The following is a 16,543-nucleotide window of genomic DNA, read 5'->3' as shown; positions in this document are numbered from 1 at the left end:
CGCAGCACCAGCGAGCGCTGTCGAAGCGACTTCACTACGTCCCGGCCGTCACCGCGCCACGATCACGTTGACGGACGCGGCCCGCAGCGCAGCTTCAATTTCCCGCGGCGGCGGAGCGTCCGTCACGAGAACATCGACCGCTTCAAAGGCGGCGAGCCGCGCCAACGCGTACCGGAGCATCTTCTGCCGGGTCGCCACCACCACCACTTGCTCGGCGGAGTTCATCAGCGCCAGCTTGGTGGCCCGTTCCACATCCCGCTCGATGTAGAACCCCTCGTCGTGGATCCCGCTCACCCCGATGAACGCGGTTTTTGCCCGGAGCCCCGCCACGGCCGCAACTGTCATGTCCCCGTTAAACGCCTGGCTGTCCAGAAGCAGCTCCCCGCCAAGACAAATGGTCCGCGCCGACGTGAGCTGCAGGCACCGCTGGATGGCCGGGGCCGAATGCGTGATGATGGTGCCCGCGAACAGCGCGGGGAGCTCCTGCGCGATCTGGTACGTTGTCGTGCCGGCATCGAGGATGATGGCGTCGCGCTCCCCGATGAGGGAGACGCAGGCACGTGCCACCCGCTGCTTGCCGTCCGCGTCCTCACGGACCCTCGCGGCAAAATCAGCGTTCTGGCCGGCCCCGTCGACCGCACTCACCCCACCGTGCACCACCCGGACCAGCCCGCGCTGCGAGAGCTGGCGGGTGTCCCGGCGTACCGTCATGTCCGACACTGAAAATGTCTGGGCAAGGTCGGTGGTGGAGATGAACCCCCGCCGCTCCAATTCATCCAGTATGGTGCGCTGTCGGGGCGTCAGCGGCGCCTCTTCACTTGAGATGCTCATGTCCCCTTCTCCCTGCGTCCCTTGACCGGACGATCTGGCCTGGCGGGGATTTTCATTCCACGCTCAAATGTACTTTGTGAACTTACGTATCAGCTGACGGCGCTGTTGGCGCTCAGCAGCTCAACCGGGCGTCCTTCAATGATGGAGCGCTCGGCCGCGAGGCCCATGCGCACCGACTGCAGTCCGTCCGCAACCGTGACCTCCACCGGGCCCTCCCCCAGGATGGCTTTGCGGTAGCCAAGGTGCTCATAGTAGGTGGAGCCGTGGTGGGCGCCTGCTGCCAGCACCGCTTCATCAACCGGGACCTCGTGTGTTTCGGGGCCCAGCGGTGAGCGGGGGCTGAATTCCACCACAGCTTCGGATTCATCGCCCTCGATCCAGTGGCTGGCCGCGACGGGGATAAGGCACTCGATCTTGGCGGCATCGCCCACGATGGAGATCCGCTCCTGGAACTTGGATCCTTCGGCGAACATGGACAGCTCCAGCATGGCCCGCCGGCCGCTCTTGAAGTCCACCACAACGTAGGCGTTGTCGATCATGTCCGACACCCGGCCTTCGTACAGCTCGTCCATGTGGTTGACGTCGTGGCCGCCGCTTGCATAGATGCGGGTGGGCTCGTCCTGGAGGATCAGCCTCATCAGGTCGAAGAAGTGGCAGCACTTCTCCACCAGGGTTCCGCCCGTGCGCTCGTTGAAGCGGTTCCACGCATCCACTTTGTGCAGGAAAGGGAACCGGTGCTCCACGATGGACAGCATAAACACGTTGCCCAGCTTGCCGCCGTGGGCGGCCTGGATGAGCTCCTGCACCGGAGGCATGTAGCGGTACTCCATGGCCACCCAGACAGGGGCGGAGTAGCCCGCGGCGAGGGACTCGAGTTCGTCAGCCTGTGCGGCCGTGGTGCAGACCGGCTTCTCCACCAGCACGGGGAGCTTCATCTGGTTAGAGAAGATGTCCTTCAGGATGTCCAGGTGCGTGTCGTTCGGGCTTGCGATGACCAGCGCATCAACCAGGCCTGAGACCAGGAGTTCACGGTGGTCCGGAAACGTCGTCACCTCATAGCCGATCTCCGCCACGGTCTCCTCGAGGGAGGACGGCTGGGGATCCGAAACCGCGGTAATCAGGCTTCCGGGGATCAAAGCAAGGTTGCGAACGTGTTCCCGGGCCATGTGGCCGGCGCCTATGAGTCCGTAACGAATGGTCCTGACCGCTTCCGCAGTGGGCAATGACATGAGCTGCTCCGTTTCTCTACGTTGAGGATGGGATCGCGTTGCATCCCAGACAGAACTATACAGAAAGTGTTGTTATTCCAACATAGCGTGTGTATATTTCTTCATTACAACCGGAACTACAACGAGGTGGAACGTGTCCCAACCGTCAACCGGAACCCTGCTATTCGTAGGCTGCGCAACTCTTGACTCCATTGCCCTGGTCCAGGACTACCCCGCGGCGGACAGCCGCACCATCGCAACCGACTTTGCCACAGCGGGCGGCGGACCAGCCGCCACCGCAGCCGTCGCCGCCGCCCGCGCCGGAGCTGAAGCCGCCTTCGCCGGGGTGCTCGGCACGGATGAGGAGGGGGACCGGATCATCGCCGGCCTGCAGGCCGAGGGGGTGGACACCTCCGCCGTCCTCCGCGATCCGGGCGTCAAAACAGGTGCCAGCGTGATCGTCGTCAGCAAGCGCTCCGAAAGCCGCGCCATCGTCACCCGGCCGGTCCCGCCGGTCCAGTTCCCCACGGACGGACGCTTCCGGGAACTGCTCAACGCCGCAGCGTGGGTCCATGTGGACCACCTCGGCTGGAACGCCGTCACGGGCATCCCCAACCTGAACCTCAGCGTGGACGCTGGCAACCCCATCCCTAACTTCAGCCCGCGCGGCGTGGCCCTCTACGTCCCCACCGTCGAGCGCCTGCAGGCCGTGTACGGCGCAGACCTGCCGGTTGAGTCGCTGCTCCAGAAAGCGATCGACGACGGCGCCACCGCCGTCGTCGCCACTGCCGGCGCGAACGGGGCCTGGGTGAAGTCCGCCAACGGCGAGGCGGTCCATGTACCGGCGACACCTGCCCATATCGTCTCCACCCTGGGCGCAGGCGACGTCTTTCACGGCGCACTGCTCGCCGCTGTGGCGGCCGGCCAGCCCCTCGTCGACGCCGCCGCCTTCGCCGGCCGTATTGCCTCCGCATCCTGCGCTGGGCTGGACGGCCGCTCTGCCATCCCGCGCGAAATCATCACACCTGTTCTTGCCTCAAACCACACCGCCTAGCCGAAAGAAGCAGCCCATGACCCTCACAGATCTTTCACCCCTCCAGCGCCCGTCCGGCGCCTTCGCAATGCTCGCCGTCGACCAGCGCGAAGCCATGCGCAACATGATCGCTGAGCACCAGGTGGAGCCGGTCACTGATGAAGACCTGCGCGACTTCAAACTGGAGGCAGCCCGCATCCTTAGCCCGTACGCCTCCGGTGTCCTGATCGACCGGCAGTTCGCCCTGGACCAGGCCATAGAGGCAGGGGTGGTTGACCCTTCTTGCGGTCTCATCGCTTCAGCCGACCACTTCGAATCAGCGCATGGCGAACTGGTGGGCGAGGTAACCATCGACCGCCTGGTTGATCCGCACAAGTATGCCGCCCTGGGCGTGAAGGCACTCAAGCTGCTGGTGCTCTACCGCCCGGATGAGCCTGCCGGGGGCCGGGTGCAGATGGTCCGCGAGTTCGTGGAGCTGTGCAAGTCTGCCGGACTGATCAGCATCATCGAACCTTTATCCCGCAAACCGCTCTCCGGGGACGATTTCGACTGGGACGCAGGCATCCTGGCCGCAGCCAAAGAACTGGGCAGCCTTGGAGCCGACCTGTACAAGGCCGAAGTGCCATTCCACGGACAGGCCCCGGAAGAAGCGGTACGGGCAGCCTGCGCCGAACTGACCCGGGCCATCGACGGCCCCTGGGTTGTCCTCTCCTCGGGCGTCCCCGAGGATGTCTTCCCCGACGCCGTCCGGTGGGCCTGCCTCGAAGGTGCCAGCGGCTTCCTCTCCGGACGTGCAGTGTGGGCATCCTGCATCGGTTCCCCCGACGTCGTCGCCTCCTTGTCCACCGACGCCGTGCGGCGGCTGCAGCACCTCTGCGCCGTCGTGGACGACGTCGTCGCCTCCCAGCGGACCAACGCATGAGCACCACCGGCGCCAGGAAGCGCGTACTGATGATCGCGACGGCGCGGCCCACCTTCGTGGTGGACGTCGCCAGCCGCTACGCCGCGGCCGCCCGGGCCCTGGTGGAGGAACTGGGCGCCGAGGTCTTCGGGCCCAGCGAACTGGTCATGACCCCCGAGGACATCGAAGCCGCCCTGCCGTACCTGCAGGAGGACTTCGACCTGGTGGTCAACGTCTGCGCCAGCTTCTCCGATGCCTCCCCGGCGCTGGCTCTGTATGCGGAGCTGGACCAGCCGGTGCTCCTGTGGTCCTTCCGCGAACCGGGACCGGTGGGAGACAGGCTCTGGCTGAACTCGCTGTGCGGGTCCAACCTCTATGCCCACGCCCTGGTCCGCGCCGGCCGCAGCGTCCGGCTGATGTACGGCAACCCGGACGAGGCCACCGTGGCGGAGGTTCTGCGGAACGCCATCAACGGGACGCTGCCCTCCGGCGCCGCCCTGGCACCGGTGCATGGCGAACGTGCCAAGGACAAGGAAGCCGTGGGCGCGTCACTGCTGGGCATGAAGGGCCAGCGCCTGGGACTTGTGTCCGAGGCCCCCCCGGGTTTCACTCCCAGCCAGTTTGATCCCGAGCTGCTGGAAAAGCTCTTCGGACTGCAGGTGGAGCAGCTGAGCATCGATGAGATGTTCAGCAAGATCGACGATGTGGCCCCCGCCCAGTGCGACGCGGAGCAGAAATCAGCCCGCGCCGCGCAGCCCAGCCTCGACTCCGTGAACCCGGACGAGGTGGCACGGTCCGCCGCCACCACGGTCGCGATGCGCGAATGGGGAGCCGCCAAGGACTTGTCCGCGATCGCCGTCCGCTGCTGGCCGGAATTCCCCACCCAGCGCGGGGTCTGCCCCTGTTCCTCCCTGTCGCGCATCGCCGACGAAGGCACCCCCACGGCCTGCGAGCGCGACGTCTACGGCGCCGTCACCATGCTGATGATGCAGTCCCTGGGCTCCGGCCCCACCTACCTGGTGGACACCGTGGACCTGAACACGGACAACAACAGCGTGCGGCTCTGGCACTGCGGCTCGGCGGCCACTGCTTTGGCGGCCGATCCGGCCGAGGCCACCCAGTTCACCCACTGCAACCGGAAAATCGGCGTTGCCGGCAACTTCCCGCTCAAGACCGGACCGGTGGTCATGGCCCGCCTGACCGAGAACAACGACGGCGGTGGCGGGCTGCGGCTGCTCATCGGCGCCGGGGAATCGATCCCCGCGCCCAACCACTTCCAGGGCAACACCGCGGAAGTCCGGCTCGACGTGGACGCCAGTTCGTTCGTGAACTCCCTGGTGGTGGGCGGGTTCCCCCACCACACGGTCCTGGCTTGGAAGGACATCCGTCCCCAGCTCCGCACCGCGGCTGACCTTTTGGGGATCCCTGTCACCGAGTGGTGACACCCCCTAACAGCCCGCAACACGGCAACGCAAACACTCAACGAGGAGATTATTGTGAGTCAGATTTCACGCAGGCAGGCAATCACTGTTTTTGGCGCCCTTGGCTTCGGCGCAACGGCCGCGGCATGCGCGGGCCCCGGTGGCAGCACGGCACCGGGCGGCAGCGCCGGCGCCGTTGCCCCGTCCGCCGGAAACATCACAGGCAAGGTGTCCTTCGCGCACTGGCGAGGTGAGGACAAGGTGGTATTCGACGAACTGATCAAGCGCTTCGCCGCCCTCCACAACGGCGTGGAAATCGCCCAGGACATTTCCACCTCCAACGACTACAACGCGCAGGCTCTGCAGAAGCTGCGCGGCGGTTCGATCGGTGACGCGTTCGCCACTTTCCGCGGGTCCCAGTTCAACAACTTCACCGAGGCCGGGATCTACACCGATCTGAAGGACAGCAAGGCGGCGTCTAACTATCAGCCGGGCCTGCTCGCCGCCGGCAAGTCCGGGGACAGCCAGCTTGGCCTCCCCTACCAGGTGGTCTTCCCGATGCCCATGGCCAACGCGGACCTGTTCGACAAGGCAGGGGCAGACATCGCGCCCAAGGACTGGGACGCCTTCCTGGCGATGTGCGAAAAGCTCGCGGCCTCCGGTGTTATCCCCATCTCCTGGCCCGGCGGCGACGTCGGAAACGGCGGTCAGCTGTTCAACTGCATGATCGCCAACAATGCCCCCGTTGACGACATGTGTGCCCAGATCGAGCAGGGCAAGCTCAAGTGCACGGACGACTGGTTCCTGAAGATGCTCCGACAGTACAAGGATCTGGTCCCCTACCTGCAGCCCAACGCCACGGGCACCGCGGTGGAGCCGGCGCAGAACCTCTTTTCCCAGGGCAAGGCCGCGATGCTCGCCACGGGCTCCTACCACATCGCCGCTGTCCGGGGACTGGGCGCCAAGTTCCCCATTGAACTGGTGTTCCCCAACACCTCCACCGGCGGCAACGCCAAGTACGAGGGCGTTTATAACGCCACGTTCATCCTGGGCGTCAACTCAGCCAGCAAGAACCAGGCAGCCGCAGCAGCGTGGATCGATTTCCTCTCCGAACCGGAGAACGCCGCCTATTACGCCAACCAAACGGCCCAGCACGTGTCAGTGGACAAGGTGGACTACACCAACCCCGACCTGAAGAGGCTGAGCCCCTGGCTGGAGAAGAAGACGGCGCTGGCCGCCAGGTTCCAGTTCCAGAACCTGGACGTGCGCAACGCCGTGGAAGCAAGCGCCACCGCCGTCATCTCCGGTACCAGCCCGGAGCAGGCTGCCGAGGCGGCCCAGAAGATTGTTGACGAACGGCTATGAGCATCCACCCCGGAACGGATGCGAAGAGGAGCGCACCGGACAGCCGTGCCGGCGCCCCCGACCCGAAGGCGCGCCGCCGTTCACCCACCCGGGTGAACCCGGCTCTCTACCTCTTCCCCCTGCCCGCCGTGGCCATCATTTCGTTTTTCCTGGTGATGCCCACGCTGCAGGCCTTCCAGTACGCCGTCACGGACTGGAACGGCTTCTCCGCCGCGTTCAACTACGTGGGCATGGACAACTTCATCCGCGCGTTCACCAAGGATTCGCTGTTTACCAACGCGCTGACGAACAACCTGAAGTTCGTGCTGCTGGTGGTGGTGGCGCAGACAGTGTTCTCGCTGCTGCTCGCCCTGCTGCTCACCAAGAACTCACGCGGAAGCATCCTGCTCCGCGCCCTGTTCTTCTTCCCCACCATCCTGTCCTCCGTGTCCGTGGCGTTCATCTGGAAGTTCATTTATGACCCGAACTTCGGACTCGCCAACTCGGTACTCGGGGCCGTAGGCCTGGAAGCCCTGCAGGGCTCCTACCTGGGGAACAACGCGCAGGCGCTGTACTGGGTGGCATTGACACAGGTCTGGTTCCACGCAGGGCAGATGATGGTCGTCTTCATCGCCGGGCTGCAAGCCATCCCGCGGGAACTCTACGAAGCGGCGGAGATGGACGGTGCCGGCAAATGGCAACAGTTCAAGTCGATCACCTGGCCGTTCGTGGCACCCGCCACGTCCATCGTGGTGGCCTATTCCACCGTCCAGTCGTTCAAGGCGTTCGACCTGATCCTCGGTATCGCCGGCAATCCGCCGAAAGCGTCCCTGGACATCCTCTCCACCCGTATCTACAGCACTTTCGCCAACTCGGAGTTCGGCTATGCCGCCGCCCAGTCAATCATCTTCATGGCGATGATTGCCCTGGTCACGTGGCTGCAGCGCCGGTTGCTCCGCCTCACCCCGAAGGGGGAATGACAGCATGCTCTCGTCAATAACCCGCCGCGGAATCCTCGCGATCTACACGGTCATCATCATCGTTCCGCTGACCGTGGTGGGGTTCGGCAGCTTCAAGTCCACCCAGGAACTCTTCGAGGGGCCGTTCAGCCTGCCGCAGTCGATCTCCCCGGCCAACTACGCGGAGGTCATCGCCGGCCAGGACCTTGGCTCGTCGTTTATGAACAGCGTCATTGTCACCGCCATTTCCGTGCCGCTCACCTTGTTCCTTGCCAGCCTCGCCGGCTACGCCGTGGCCCGGCTCAGGGGCTTCATGTCCTGGGCCGTCTTCGGTTTCCTGGTCCTGGGCATGGCGATCCCCGCCCAGGCCAACATGGTGCCGCTCTACGTACTGTTCGGACGGCTCGGGCTTCTGGACAGCCTCACCGGCCTGGTGGTGGCCAACGTGGTTTCCACGCTGCCGATCGCGGTCTTCATCCTGGGCGGGTTCATGCGGACCCTGCCCAAGGAACTCTTCGAGGCATCCTCCATTGACGGAACAGGGCCTTGGCGGACGTACGTCTCCATCGCCCTCCCGCTGTCCGCACCGTCAGTGGCGGCGGCCGCAATCTTCCTGTTCGTGATCCACTGGAACGAACTGCTGTACCCGCTGCTGTTCATCCAGTCCCCGGGCAACCGGACCCTGCCGCTGGCACTGCTCAGCTTCCAGGGCGAGTTCCAGACCAACTATCCGCTGCTGTTCGCCGGTGTCATCCTGGCCTCCCTGCCCGTGGTGGTGGCGTACGTCTTCCTGCAGCGCTACTTCGTTGCCGGGATCACGGCCGGAGCAAGCAAGGGATGAGTGCAGCAAGCCTCCCGGGCAGCTGGGAAGATCAACTCGCCTCCCTCCGCCGGCTGTCCGTGGAACACGGTGCCCACACGGTGGTGCTCCGGGACCCGCTGAACCTCTCATGGTTCACGGGAGCCAAGTGGCACGTGCCGCAGACGCTGAACATGGCCTGCTTCGACGTCGTGATCTCCGGCCTCGGAGGACCGCAGTCCGCCGAAGAGGTGCGGATCGTCACGAATGCCATCGAGGCGCCGAGGCTGCGCGATACCGAATTCGCCGGCCGCGCGGTGGTGTTCGACGCCGTGGACTGGACCGAAGACCGGTCAATCAGGCTTCCCTCCGGACCAGGCGTCCTGACGGACCAGCCCAACGGAGGTGTTGACAGTATTGACGGTCAGGCAGCGCTTGCCGCCATCCGCCGGATCCTCACCCCCGACCAGCAGCAGACCCTCACCGGACTGTGCGCCGACCTTGCGCGGATCACCGGACGGGTTGTGTCTGCCATCAGGCCAGGCGACCCAGAGCAGCACATTGCCGGCCAATTGGTGGCAGCGCTGCTGGACGAAGGCATTGAGGCAGTGGCGCTGTTCGTGGGATCCGACGAACGGATCGGCGCCCACCGCCACCCTCTCGCCTCCGCGAAGCCGGTGCAGGACCGCGTGATGGTTGCCTGCTGCGGGCGACGGGGCGGCATGGTGGGAACCATCACCCGGATGGCGTCCTTTTCCGCGCTCGGTGCCGAATCCGCCACGTACAACGCTTTGCTGCGCGTGGAACAGGTGTTCCTGGACCACAGCAAACCCGGCGCCGTACTGGGCGGGATTTTCTCCCACGGGGCGGGCGCCTACGGCGACAACGGCTTCGAACCCGAGGAGTGGCGCCGGCACCACCAGGGCGGCCTCACCGGGTTCAACCCGCGCGAACTAATAGTGAGCCCGCGCACCACCCTTGAACTGGCTGAGGGCATGGTGCTGGGCTGGAATCCGTCCGGAGCAGGGTTCAAAGTTGAGGACACCGTGCTGGTCACCGCCGACGGTCCCCGGATTCTCACCATCGATGATGTCTGGCCCACCCTGGCCGTGGGTGGCCGAACCCGCCCCGCCGTGCTTGAAATTCACTAGCCCAAGAAAAGAGAACCCAAACGTGAACCTGAAATCAGCCCGTCACCTAGTGAACGGCATCTGGCAGTCCGCCGACGATTCAAGGGACGTTGTCGATCCCGGGAATGGCCTCACCGTGGGTGAAGTTGCCTGGGGAACAGCTAACGACGCCGTCAAGGCCGCCGACGCCGCTGCCGGCGCGTTCGAATCGTGGTCCCAAACCACCGTGCGGATGAGGGCCGACCTGCTCCGGAATGCGGCTGACCTCCTCGCCGAACGGCGCGACGAACTCGCTTACACCCTGGCCTTGGAGGCCGGCAAACGGCTCCCCGAAGCTCAGGGTGAAGTGGACTTCTCTGTCGAGTACTTCCGCTGGTTCGCCGAGGAAGTCCGCCGCTCCACGGGGAAGATCAGTCCGCCCGAAATGCCGGGACGGCGTCACCTTAGCCTTCGCAAACCTATCGGGGTTGCCCTGAGCCTCACACCGTGGAACTTCCCGGTGTCCATCCAGGCCCGCAAACTTGCTGCCATGCTGGCTGCAGGCTGCACCGTGGTGGGACGGGTCTCCGAAAAGGCGCCGCTCGCGGCGACCGGGTTGTTCGAGGTCCTGCACGACGCCGGGTTCCCCGCCGGCGTCGTGAACGTCGTCCATGGGCCCTCCCGGGACATCACCGCTGCCCTGGTCCGTCACCCGGCCGTGCGGGCCGTCAGTTTCACGGGTTCCACCGGCGTGGGGAGGCAGATCATGGCCATGGCGTCCGATCGCCTGGTCCGTCCCCTTCTGGAACTGGGCGGCAACGCGCCGTATATCGTGTTCGAAGATGCCGACCTGGATGCGGCGGTAGAAGGCGCCGTTCTTGGACGGCTCCGCAACACCGGGCAATCCTGCGTCGCAGCCAACCGCTTCCTGGTCCAGGAAAGCATCGCCGAGGAATTCGCGAAAAAGCTTGGGGCACGGTTCGATGCAATGTCGATCGGACACGGCGTTCCAGAAGGCGGTTCAGCCGTTCCGGATCTTGGTCCGATGATCGACGGAGAGAGGGTGTCAGCCGTGCAGGCCCTGGTGGACGACGCCGTCGAACGCGGTGCCCGGCGGATCACCCAGCGGACGGACGTTCCCGACGGTGGGGCATTCATGGCCCCGGCGCTCCTGATGGACGTACCGGACGACGCAGCCCTGGTGACCGAGGAGGTCTTCGGCCCGGCAGCCGGTGTTGTCACGTTCGCCTCGGACGAGGACGCCATCCGGAAAGCAAACGCCACCGAGATGGGGCTCGCAGCCTATGTCTGGAGCACCGATTCCAAGCGTGCCTGGAATGTCCCGGAACGGTTGGAAGCAGGCATCGTGGGAGTCAATGATCCCCTGCCGTCCGTGGCATTCGCACCGATGGGCGGAGTCAAGCAATCCGGCCTTGGCCGGGAGGGATCAGACCTGGGCATGGCAGAGTTCGAGGAGGTCCAGTACGTGGCCTGGAGGCCATAGGTGCTGACCACCGGGCTGGTGCTGGCCGCCGTCGTCATGGGCGCTGGGATGCAGCGCATCACTGGCATGGGTTTCGCCCTGGTGGCCGCTCCTTTCCTGGTCCTGCTCCTCGGACCGGTGGAAGGCGTGGTGCTGGTGAACCTCTGCGGAGCCGTGACAGCCGGTGCCATCATCTTCCGGGTGGTCCGGGACATCGACTGGCGCCGGTATGCAGCGCTGGCCGCCTCGGCGCTCCTCGGGATCATCCCGGCGGCGTTCCTCATCAGGCTGATCCCCCCGGCTGTCCTGGAAATCTCGATCGGCGTCTTTCTGGCTGTCGGGCTGACCGTCCTGCTCGCCTTGAAATCGGCGAAACTGCCGGCCCGCCGCCGCTATCTCTGGACGGCCGGAGGCCTGAGCGGATTCATGAACACGGCGGCGGGTGTGGGCGGGCCCGCCGTGAGCATGTACTCCATCGCCACCGGCTGGAACCACCGTTCGTTCGCGGCCACGATGCAACCGTATTTCCTCACCATTGGAACCTTTTCCTTGGCCGCCAAGGCCATTACCGCCCCCGCTTCATTCCCTGTGCTCCCCTGGACCATGTGGCTGGCCGTGGCCTTCGCCTGCCTCGCCGGGCTGGTCTTGGGAGATATCGCGGCCAAGTTCGTACCCGCCAGGACCGCTCAGATCCTACTGATTGTCCTCGCCTATCTGGGCGCCGTAGCAACCATTGTGCGAGGTGTCCTGAACGCCCTGACCTAGGCCCCCCGAATCCTTCAATGCACCACCCGATATTTCCGCCACGAGCCACACGGCTCACGAAAGGACACCATGTCTGCCATCTCTCCTGAAGTAACCGTTCTGCGAGTTTCGACCGATCGAAACGAGACCATCACACTACAGCTGGAAGGAGACCGGGCCGTCACCGTCCGGTTGGAAGTAGACAGCAAGTGCGGCTGCCATGCGGCGCCCTCGTCGCGAGCGGGTTCCTATATCGACAGGGACGTCACCACGCCGGCCTAGAGTGTCCGCCGTGACGTCCGGCACCATAGTGGAGCGTGCAGTGGTGGCAGTCCGCCGTCATCTACCAGGTCTATCTGCGTTCCTTCGGGCGACCGCGTGGGCGACTTCGCCGGGCTGGCCGCCCGGCTGCCGTACATCGCTGCCCTCGGCGTCGACGGGATCTGGATGACCCGTTCGAGTCCTCCCCACAGCTGGACCAGTGCTCCTACGCTACCTGGGTGCTGCGTGACAGAAGACAGAAGACAGCACCGGATTCTGCGTCGGAGGGCCACCTCCGGCGCCGTGCGCAGTTGTTTTCCCCGTGGCCCGGTCATACCGTGAAGGGACGGTCAGCCGAAGTGCAGGTGCGGACATGCGAGCTATTCCCTGGTCAGCGCAATGCCTCCTCTTGTGCTTCTTGGCCGCGGGCATCCTTGGCGGTCTCACACCGCCGGCACCTGCCGCTTACGCTGCGCCAGCCACCGGCCCGCCGAATCCCGAGCAGGTCTATGCGGAGTTGGACTCCTTCCTCCAGGAGCAAATCGGGGCCCTCGGAATTCCAGGCGCCGCCATCGCCGTCGTCCGGGACGGGGTCCGGGTGCACGCCGCTGCCTTTGGCCGAGCCGATGACTTCGGACGGCCGCTGACCGCGCAGACGCCGGTGCTGCTGGCCTCCACCAGCAAGACCCTCACCGCCATCGCCGTGCTGCAGCAGGTTGAGGCGGGCCGGCTGCGGCTGGATGAGCCAGTGCAGACGTACCTGCCCTGGTTCACGCTGGACGACAGCCGCTCGTCCGCCATCACCCTCCGCCACCTGCTCCATCAGGCCAGCGGCATGGCCTCGAAGGACACGGCCTTCGAGGCCTCCGACACACAGGTCCCGGAAGCCCTCGAAGAAGGGGTGCGGGCCCTGGGTGACTCCCCGCTGGCCGGCGAACCGGGCGCGGCCTTCCGCTATGCCAGCGCCAACTTCAACATCCTGGGCCTCCTGGTGCAGACGGTCTCCGGCCAACCGTTCGGCGACTACCTGGCGCAGCACGTCTTCAGACCACTGGAGATGGCTCACAGCCATCCGACCCGGGCCGGTGCCCGCGCCGACAACGCTGCTGCCGGGTACTCGCGGTGGTTTGGCGCATGGTGGCGCCAGACCGACGTCCCCGCCCCTACCACCGGGATGCCGTCCTCCACGCTGTACTCCTCGGCCGAGGACCTCAGCCACGAACTAATGGCGCTGCTCGACGGCGGCCGCTACGGCGCCGCCCGCATCCTCCAGCCCGGGAGCGTTGAGGCGATGTTCGAGCCACGGGTGCAGGTGGACGGATCCAAGCGCTACGCCATGGGCTGGTTTACCCGGCCGCTGGTGGAGTCCGCCGAGGCCGCAACACCGCCCGTCCCGGAGAAGACGCTGCCTCTTCTCCTGGAGCATCAGGGGGAATGGGGCAACAGCCACACCTACCTGGCCATGGTTCCCTCAGCCCGTCTTGGCGTCGCCCTGGTCATCAACGGCAATGACACGGGTGCCCCGTCCCGGCTGAAGGCGATCGACACCAATCTCCTGCGGATTCTCCACGGCCACGCGCCGGTGCCTGCGGTGGTGCACGAGGACTGGCTGCAGCGCTACAGCTCGGCGGTCGCGCTCGGACTGCTGCTGGCGGAGCTGCTGAGCCTGTGGCTGGCGCTGCGGTTCCTGTTGCCGCGGCGCCATGACCCTGCCGGGAAGCGGCGGGCTCCCCTGGCCTGGGCCGCCGCGGCCCTGGCCCTCGACGGGTTTGCGCTGTGGCTGTGCCTCATCCACGCCCCCGCCCGGTTCGACACCCACTTCTTCGTCATCGTCCGGCAGTTCCCCGACGTCGGCATCTCGCTGGTGCCGGTTCTGGCACTGGCTATCCTGTGGCCGATCCCGCGGACAACGTGGCTGCTGCTTGGGATGCGGGCCTCGCGGGCAGCACCCTGAGAGGAGATGCTGACCCGCCTTGCGCGGTCTCCTTGCCGGGCAGCGGAACCGCCGGAACTTCACTGGCCCCGTAGATAGACTGCTGGGGTACGTGACCCTCGACTTTTAGGAGAAGTTCATGAGCTACAGCGGAAGTCAGTCCGAAAAGCCGGTAGCAGCCGGTGACCTGGACCGCAGCCATATCGGTCAGACGGTGAGCTTTCAGGCGAACGATTTCACCGTTGTCTTCGGAACACTGGCCGGCGTTGCCCGGACGGACGCCATGGTGTACCTGTCGCTTCAGGGAGTGGGCGGCGGCACACACCTCAAGGACGAATACGACCTGCCCGTCAGCCAGAACGTCTACCTCCAGATGGATCCCCTGAGCAGCGCCGGGAAAACCCTCTCGGAAGCCGAACGGGTCATCAAGGAGAAGTTCGACGAACTCAAGAAGAACCTCCGGGACCGGGAACAGAAACCCGGTTCCGAGTAACCTGGATCCAGCCAGTGAGGAACCCCGCAGTGCCGGCACTGCGGGGTTCCTCTGTTTTTTACTGTGCCCACGGTGCCGCCCATAGGATGAGGCATGGACTTCGAAGGCACGCTCTGGACGATTCTGGGAGCCGGGCTGGTTCTGCTGATGCTCGTTGACGTCTTTCGTACGCTCCTCTACCCGCACGGGTCCGGTCCTCTGGGCCGGGCGATCATGCGCGGATTCTGGCTGGTGTCCAGAAAACTGCGGGGCCGGGGCTCCTTCATCGCAGCACCTTTGGCCATGGCCGCAATCATTGGCGCCTGGGCGGCCCTGGCGGCCATCGGCTGGGCCCTGCTCTATCTGCCTCACCTGCCGGCCGGTTTTGTTCACGGAGCCGGGGTGCCGCAGCGGAGCGACTTTGCCGAAGCGCTCTACATCTCCCTAGTCACTCTTTCCACCGTGGGGTTCGGCGAAATCGTACCGGCGCATCCGCTGCTCAGGCTGGTTGTGGCCCTCCAGGCCGTCACCGGCTTCGGGTTGCTGACGGCAACGGTCACCTGGATCCTGCAGACGTACCCGGCCCTGAACCGCCGCCGGACACTTGCCCACCAACTGAGCCTGTTCCGGAGGCCGCAGGTCCGGCGGGTGTATTGTCGCTGGATCCAAGGCATGCTGCCGGGCTGCTGGAATCAATGGCCGGAAACGTGGCTTCGGTGAGCATAGATCTGCTTGCGTTCCATGAAACCTATTACTTCCGTGAAATCGAACAGCGCGGCTCCTTGCCCGCCACGGTGGCCTACGCCCAGGAGCTCGCGTCCCAGGCCCAGCGCAGCGAGAGCCCTGAACTCCGGTTCGCCGGACGGATGCTCCACGCGTCGCTGGACGCCCTCGCGGAGGTCCTTCGCGGCAAATTCGGCCATTCCGGAACCACGTCCTCCGATGTGTTCGACAGCTACGAGCTGCACCACCGGCACCTGCGGCGCGGGGAACCGGACACGAACTAGCGTCACGGCCATCCCTCTCCCCTGACCTCAGCGGCAAATCACAGGCCCAACGGCGGCCGGCCGCGCCGGGCGTCCCCAGGACCGCGATCCGGGCAGCCGCTGCGGCGTACCCTGAGGCTATGGAAACCGGGTCTATGGAATCCGAAGTCCGGGACCTCAATCTCCGCACCGGCATTACGGTGCCGTGCCTCGTCCGGGGCGCCGCCGACGCGAAACCGGTGCTGCTGCTGCATGCATGGGGCGAATCCCGCGGAAGCTTTGACCGCCTCATACCCCTGCTGACCGGCTTCAGGATTTATGCTCCCGATCTCCGCGGGCACGGCGAGGCGGACAAACCGGAGGATGGCTATTCCCTGGCCGAACAGGCCGAGGACGTCGCCGCGATCCTGGACGCCCTGAACGTGCCGGAGGCTTTCGTCCTTGGCTCCTCGAGCGGTGGCTACGTTGCCCAGCAGCTGGCCGTTACCTGCCCCGGACGGGTTGCGGCGATGGTGCTGGTGGGAGCTCCCCTAAGCCTGCAGGGCCGGCCCGCCTTCGCCGACGAAGTGGACGGCCTGACCGACCCGCTCAGCGAGGCCTGGGTACGGGAATCCCTGACCTGGTTTCCCATGCTGCACGAGGTTCCCGCAGGGTTCATCGAGGACCGCGTGCGCGACGGCCTCAGGATGCCCGCCCGCGCATGGAAAGGCATCCTCAACGGCCTGTGCGAGGCCACGCCGCCCACGGAATCGGGAACCATCCACGCGCCGACGCTGATCCTCTGGGGCGCCCGGGACAACCTGCTCCCCCGCGAGGATCAGGAGACCCTGGCCGCCCGGATCCCCGGCGCAGCGGTGAAGGTCTACCCCGACGTGGCGCACCTGGTCCTGTGGGAGTGCCCGGAGCGGGTCGCCGGGGACGCGGCGGCGTTCTTCCATTCCCTCGGCTGAAACTCAGCTTCGGCCCCGCACCTTGCCGCCCCGTAACCGGCGGCGGTAGCCTGAAAAGCAGATGACGGGCCGCGCGCCCACCCCCCGGTTCCGGGAGTGCCGGGGCCGG

The 16,543-nt window shown here is 65.8% G+C and carries 17 protein-coding genes; 15 read left to right on the top strand and 2 right to left on the bottom strand.

Annotation, left to right across the window (positions count from 1 at the left end; all coding sequences use genetic code 11):
• Positions 1-48: 48 nt before the first annotated feature.
• Complete coding sequence (locus ASPU41_RS10195) at positions 49-831, bottom strand: DeoR/GlpR family DNA-binding transcription regulator (protein ID WP_069950824.1); 783 nt, start codon at positions 829-831, stop codon at positions 49-51.
• Between the two features lie 89 nt (positions 832-920).
• Positions 921-2,060, bottom strand: a complete 1,140-nt coding sequence (locus ASPU41_RS10190) for a Gfo/Idh/MocA family protein (RefSeq protein WP_069950823.1) — start codon at positions 2,058-2,060, stop codon at positions 921-923.
• 133 nt (positions 2,061-2,193) lie between these two features.
• Between ASPU41_RS10190 and ASPU41_RS10185 the strand changes: the two genes are divergently transcribed.
• The 15 genes from ASPU41_RS10185 (at position 2,194) to ASPU41_RS10125 (ending at position 16,434) form a co-directional block, all read left to right on the top strand.
• Positions 2,194-3,093 (top strand): PfkB family carbohydrate kinase, encoded by a 900-nt coding sequence (locus tag ASPU41_RS10185; protein ID WP_069950822.1) that lies wholly within the window; start codon positions 2,194-2,196, stop codon positions 3,091-3,093.
• Positions 3,094-3,109: 16 nt separating this feature from the next.
• Positions 3,110-3,994: an aldolase gene (locus ASPU41_RS10180; RefSeq protein WP_069950821.1), complete on the top strand. Its 885-nt coding sequence runs from the start codon at positions 3,110-3,112 to the stop codon at positions 3,992-3,994.
• The gene (locus tag ASPU41_RS10175) at positions 3,991-5,415 is read left to right on the top strand and encodes a hypothetical protein (protein ID WP_069950820.1); all 1,425 of its coding nucleotides are present in this window, start codon (positions 3,991-3,993) and stop codon (positions 5,413-5,415) included. Before ASPU41_RS10180 ends, ASPU41_RS10175 begins: the two co-directional genes overlap by 4 nt.
• 54 nt (positions 5,416-5,469) lie before the next feature.
• Positions 5,470-6,759 (top strand): ABC transporter substrate-binding protein, encoded by a 1,290-nt coding sequence (locus ASPU41_RS10170; protein WP_069950819.1) that lies wholly within the window; start codon positions 5,470-5,472, stop codon positions 6,757-6,759.
• Positions 6,756-7,718, top strand: coding sequence for a carbohydrate ABC transporter permease (locus tag ASPU41_RS10165; protein WP_069950818.1), 963 nt, complete (start codon positions 6,756-6,758; stop codon positions 7,716-7,718). The genes ASPU41_RS10170 and ASPU41_RS10165 overlap by 4 nt, the downstream gene beginning before the upstream one ends.
• Before the next feature lie 4 nt (positions 7,719-7,722).
• A complete protein-coding gene (locus ASPU41_RS10160; protein WP_069950817.1) occupies positions 7,723-8,538 on the top strand; it encodes a carbohydrate ABC transporter permease in 816 nt (271 codons plus the stop codon).
• Positions 8,535-9,647: a M24 family metallopeptidase gene (locus ASPU41_RS10155; protein WP_069950816.1), complete on the top strand. Its 1,113-nt coding sequence runs from the start codon at positions 8,535-8,537 to the stop codon at positions 9,645-9,647. The genes ASPU41_RS10160 and ASPU41_RS10155 overlap by 4 nt, the downstream gene beginning before the upstream one ends.
• Positions 9,648-9,669: 22 nt before the next feature.
• Positions 9,670-11,109, top strand: coding sequence for an NAD-dependent succinate-semialdehyde dehydrogenase (locus ASPU41_RS10150; protein ID WP_069950815.1), 1,440 nt, complete (start codon positions 9,670-9,672; stop codon positions 11,107-11,109).
• Positions 11,110-11,853 carry a sulfite exporter TauE/SafE family protein gene (locus tag ASPU41_RS10145; RefSeq protein ID WP_069950814.1) on the top strand — a complete coding sequence of 248 codons (744 nt, stop codon included), beginning with the start codon at positions 11,110-11,112 and terminating at the stop codon, positions 11,851-11,853.
• Between the two features lie 357 nt (positions 11,854-12,210).
• Positions 12,211-12,435 (top strand): alpha-amylase family glycosyl hydrolase, encoded by a 225-nt coding sequence (locus tag ASPU41_RS24020; RefSeq protein ID WP_231941041.1) that lies wholly within the window; start codon positions 12,211-12,213, stop codon positions 12,433-12,435.
• Between the two features lie 175 nt (positions 12,436-12,610).
• On the top strand, positions 12,611-14,047 hold the full coding sequence (locus tag ASPU41_RS10140) for a serine hydrolase domain-containing protein (RefSeq protein ID WP_231941040.1): 1,437 nt from the start codon (positions 12,611-12,613) through the stop codon (positions 14,045-14,047).
• A 118-nt stretch (positions 14,048-14,165) separates the two neighbouring features.
• Positions 14,166-14,519, top strand: a complete 354-nt coding sequence (locus ASPU41_RS10135; RefSeq protein ID WP_069950812.1) for a hypothetical protein — start codon at positions 14,166-14,168, stop codon at positions 14,517-14,519.
• A 93-nt stretch (positions 14,520-14,612) separates the two neighbouring features.
• Positions 14,613-15,218 carry a potassium channel family protein gene (locus ASPU41_RS10130; RefSeq protein WP_231941039.1) on the top strand — a complete coding sequence of 202 codons (606 nt, stop codon included), beginning with the start codon at positions 14,613-14,615 and terminating at the stop codon, positions 15,216-15,218.
• A complete protein-coding gene (locus tag ASPU41_RS23360) occupies positions 15,215-15,505 on the top strand; it encodes a hypothetical protein (RefSeq protein WP_231941038.1) in 291 nt (96 codons plus the stop codon). Before ASPU41_RS10130 ends, ASPU41_RS23360 begins: the two co-directional genes overlap by 4 nt.
• A gap of 134 nt (positions 15,506-15,639) precedes the next feature.
• Positions 15,640-16,434: an alpha/beta fold hydrolase gene (locus tag ASPU41_RS10125; protein ID WP_069950811.1), complete on the top strand. Its 795-nt coding sequence runs from the start codon at positions 15,640-15,642 to the stop codon at positions 16,432-16,434.
• Positions 16,435-16,543: the final 109 nt, after the last annotated feature.

Origin of the sequence: Arthrobacter sp. U41, assembly GCF_001750145.1 — a bacterium.
Classification (GTDB): Bacteria; Actinomycetota; Actinomycetes; order Actinomycetales; family Micrococcaceae; genus Arthrobacter.
The sequence above is the reverse complement of the archived record's forward strand: the minus strand, read 5'-3'. Positions and strand labels throughout refer to the sequence as shown.

Bases quoted from the DNA above. Each gene is read 5' to 3' on its own strand.
- ASPU41_RS10155 (WP_069950816.1), top strand. From the start codon at position 8,535: ATGAGTGCAGCAAGCCTCCCGGGCAGCTGGGAAGATCAACTCGCCTCC.
- ASPU41_RS10195 (WP_069950824.1), bottom strand. From the start codon at position 831: ATGAGCATCTCAAGTGAAGAGGCGCCGCTGACGCCCCGACAGCGCACC.
- ASPU41_RS10130 (WP_231941039.1), top strand. From the start codon at position 14,613: ATGGACTTCGAAGGCACGCTCTGGACGATTCTGGGAGCCGGGCTGGTT.
- ASPU41_RS10125 (WP_069950811.1), top strand. From the start codon at position 15,640: ATGGAATCCGAAGTCCGGGACCTCAATCTCCGCACCGGCATTACGGTG.
- ASPU41_RS10180 (WP_069950821.1), top strand. From the start codon at position 3,110: ATGACCCTCACAGATCTTTCACCCCTCCAGCGCCCGTCCGGCGCCTTC.
- ASPU41_RS10160 (WP_069950817.1), top strand. From the start codon at position 7,723: ATGCTCTCGTCAATAACCCGCCGCGGAATCCTCGCGATCTACACGGTC.
- ASPU41_RS10190 (WP_069950823.1), bottom strand. From the start codon at position 2,060: ATGTCATTGCCCACTGCGGAAGCGGTCAGGACCATTCGTTACGGACTC.
- ASPU41_RS10165 (WP_069950818.1), top strand. From the start codon at position 6,756: ATGAGCATCCACCCCGGAACGGATGCGAAGAGGAGCGCACCGGACAGC.
- ASPU41_RS10135 (WP_069950812.1), top strand. From the start codon at position 14,166: ATGAGCTACAGCGGAAGTCAGTCCGAAAAGCCGGTAGCAGCCGGTGAC.
- ASPU41_RS10175 (WP_069950820.1), top strand. From the start codon at position 3,991: ATGAGCACCACCGGCGCCAGGAAGCGCGTACTGATGATCGCGACGGCG.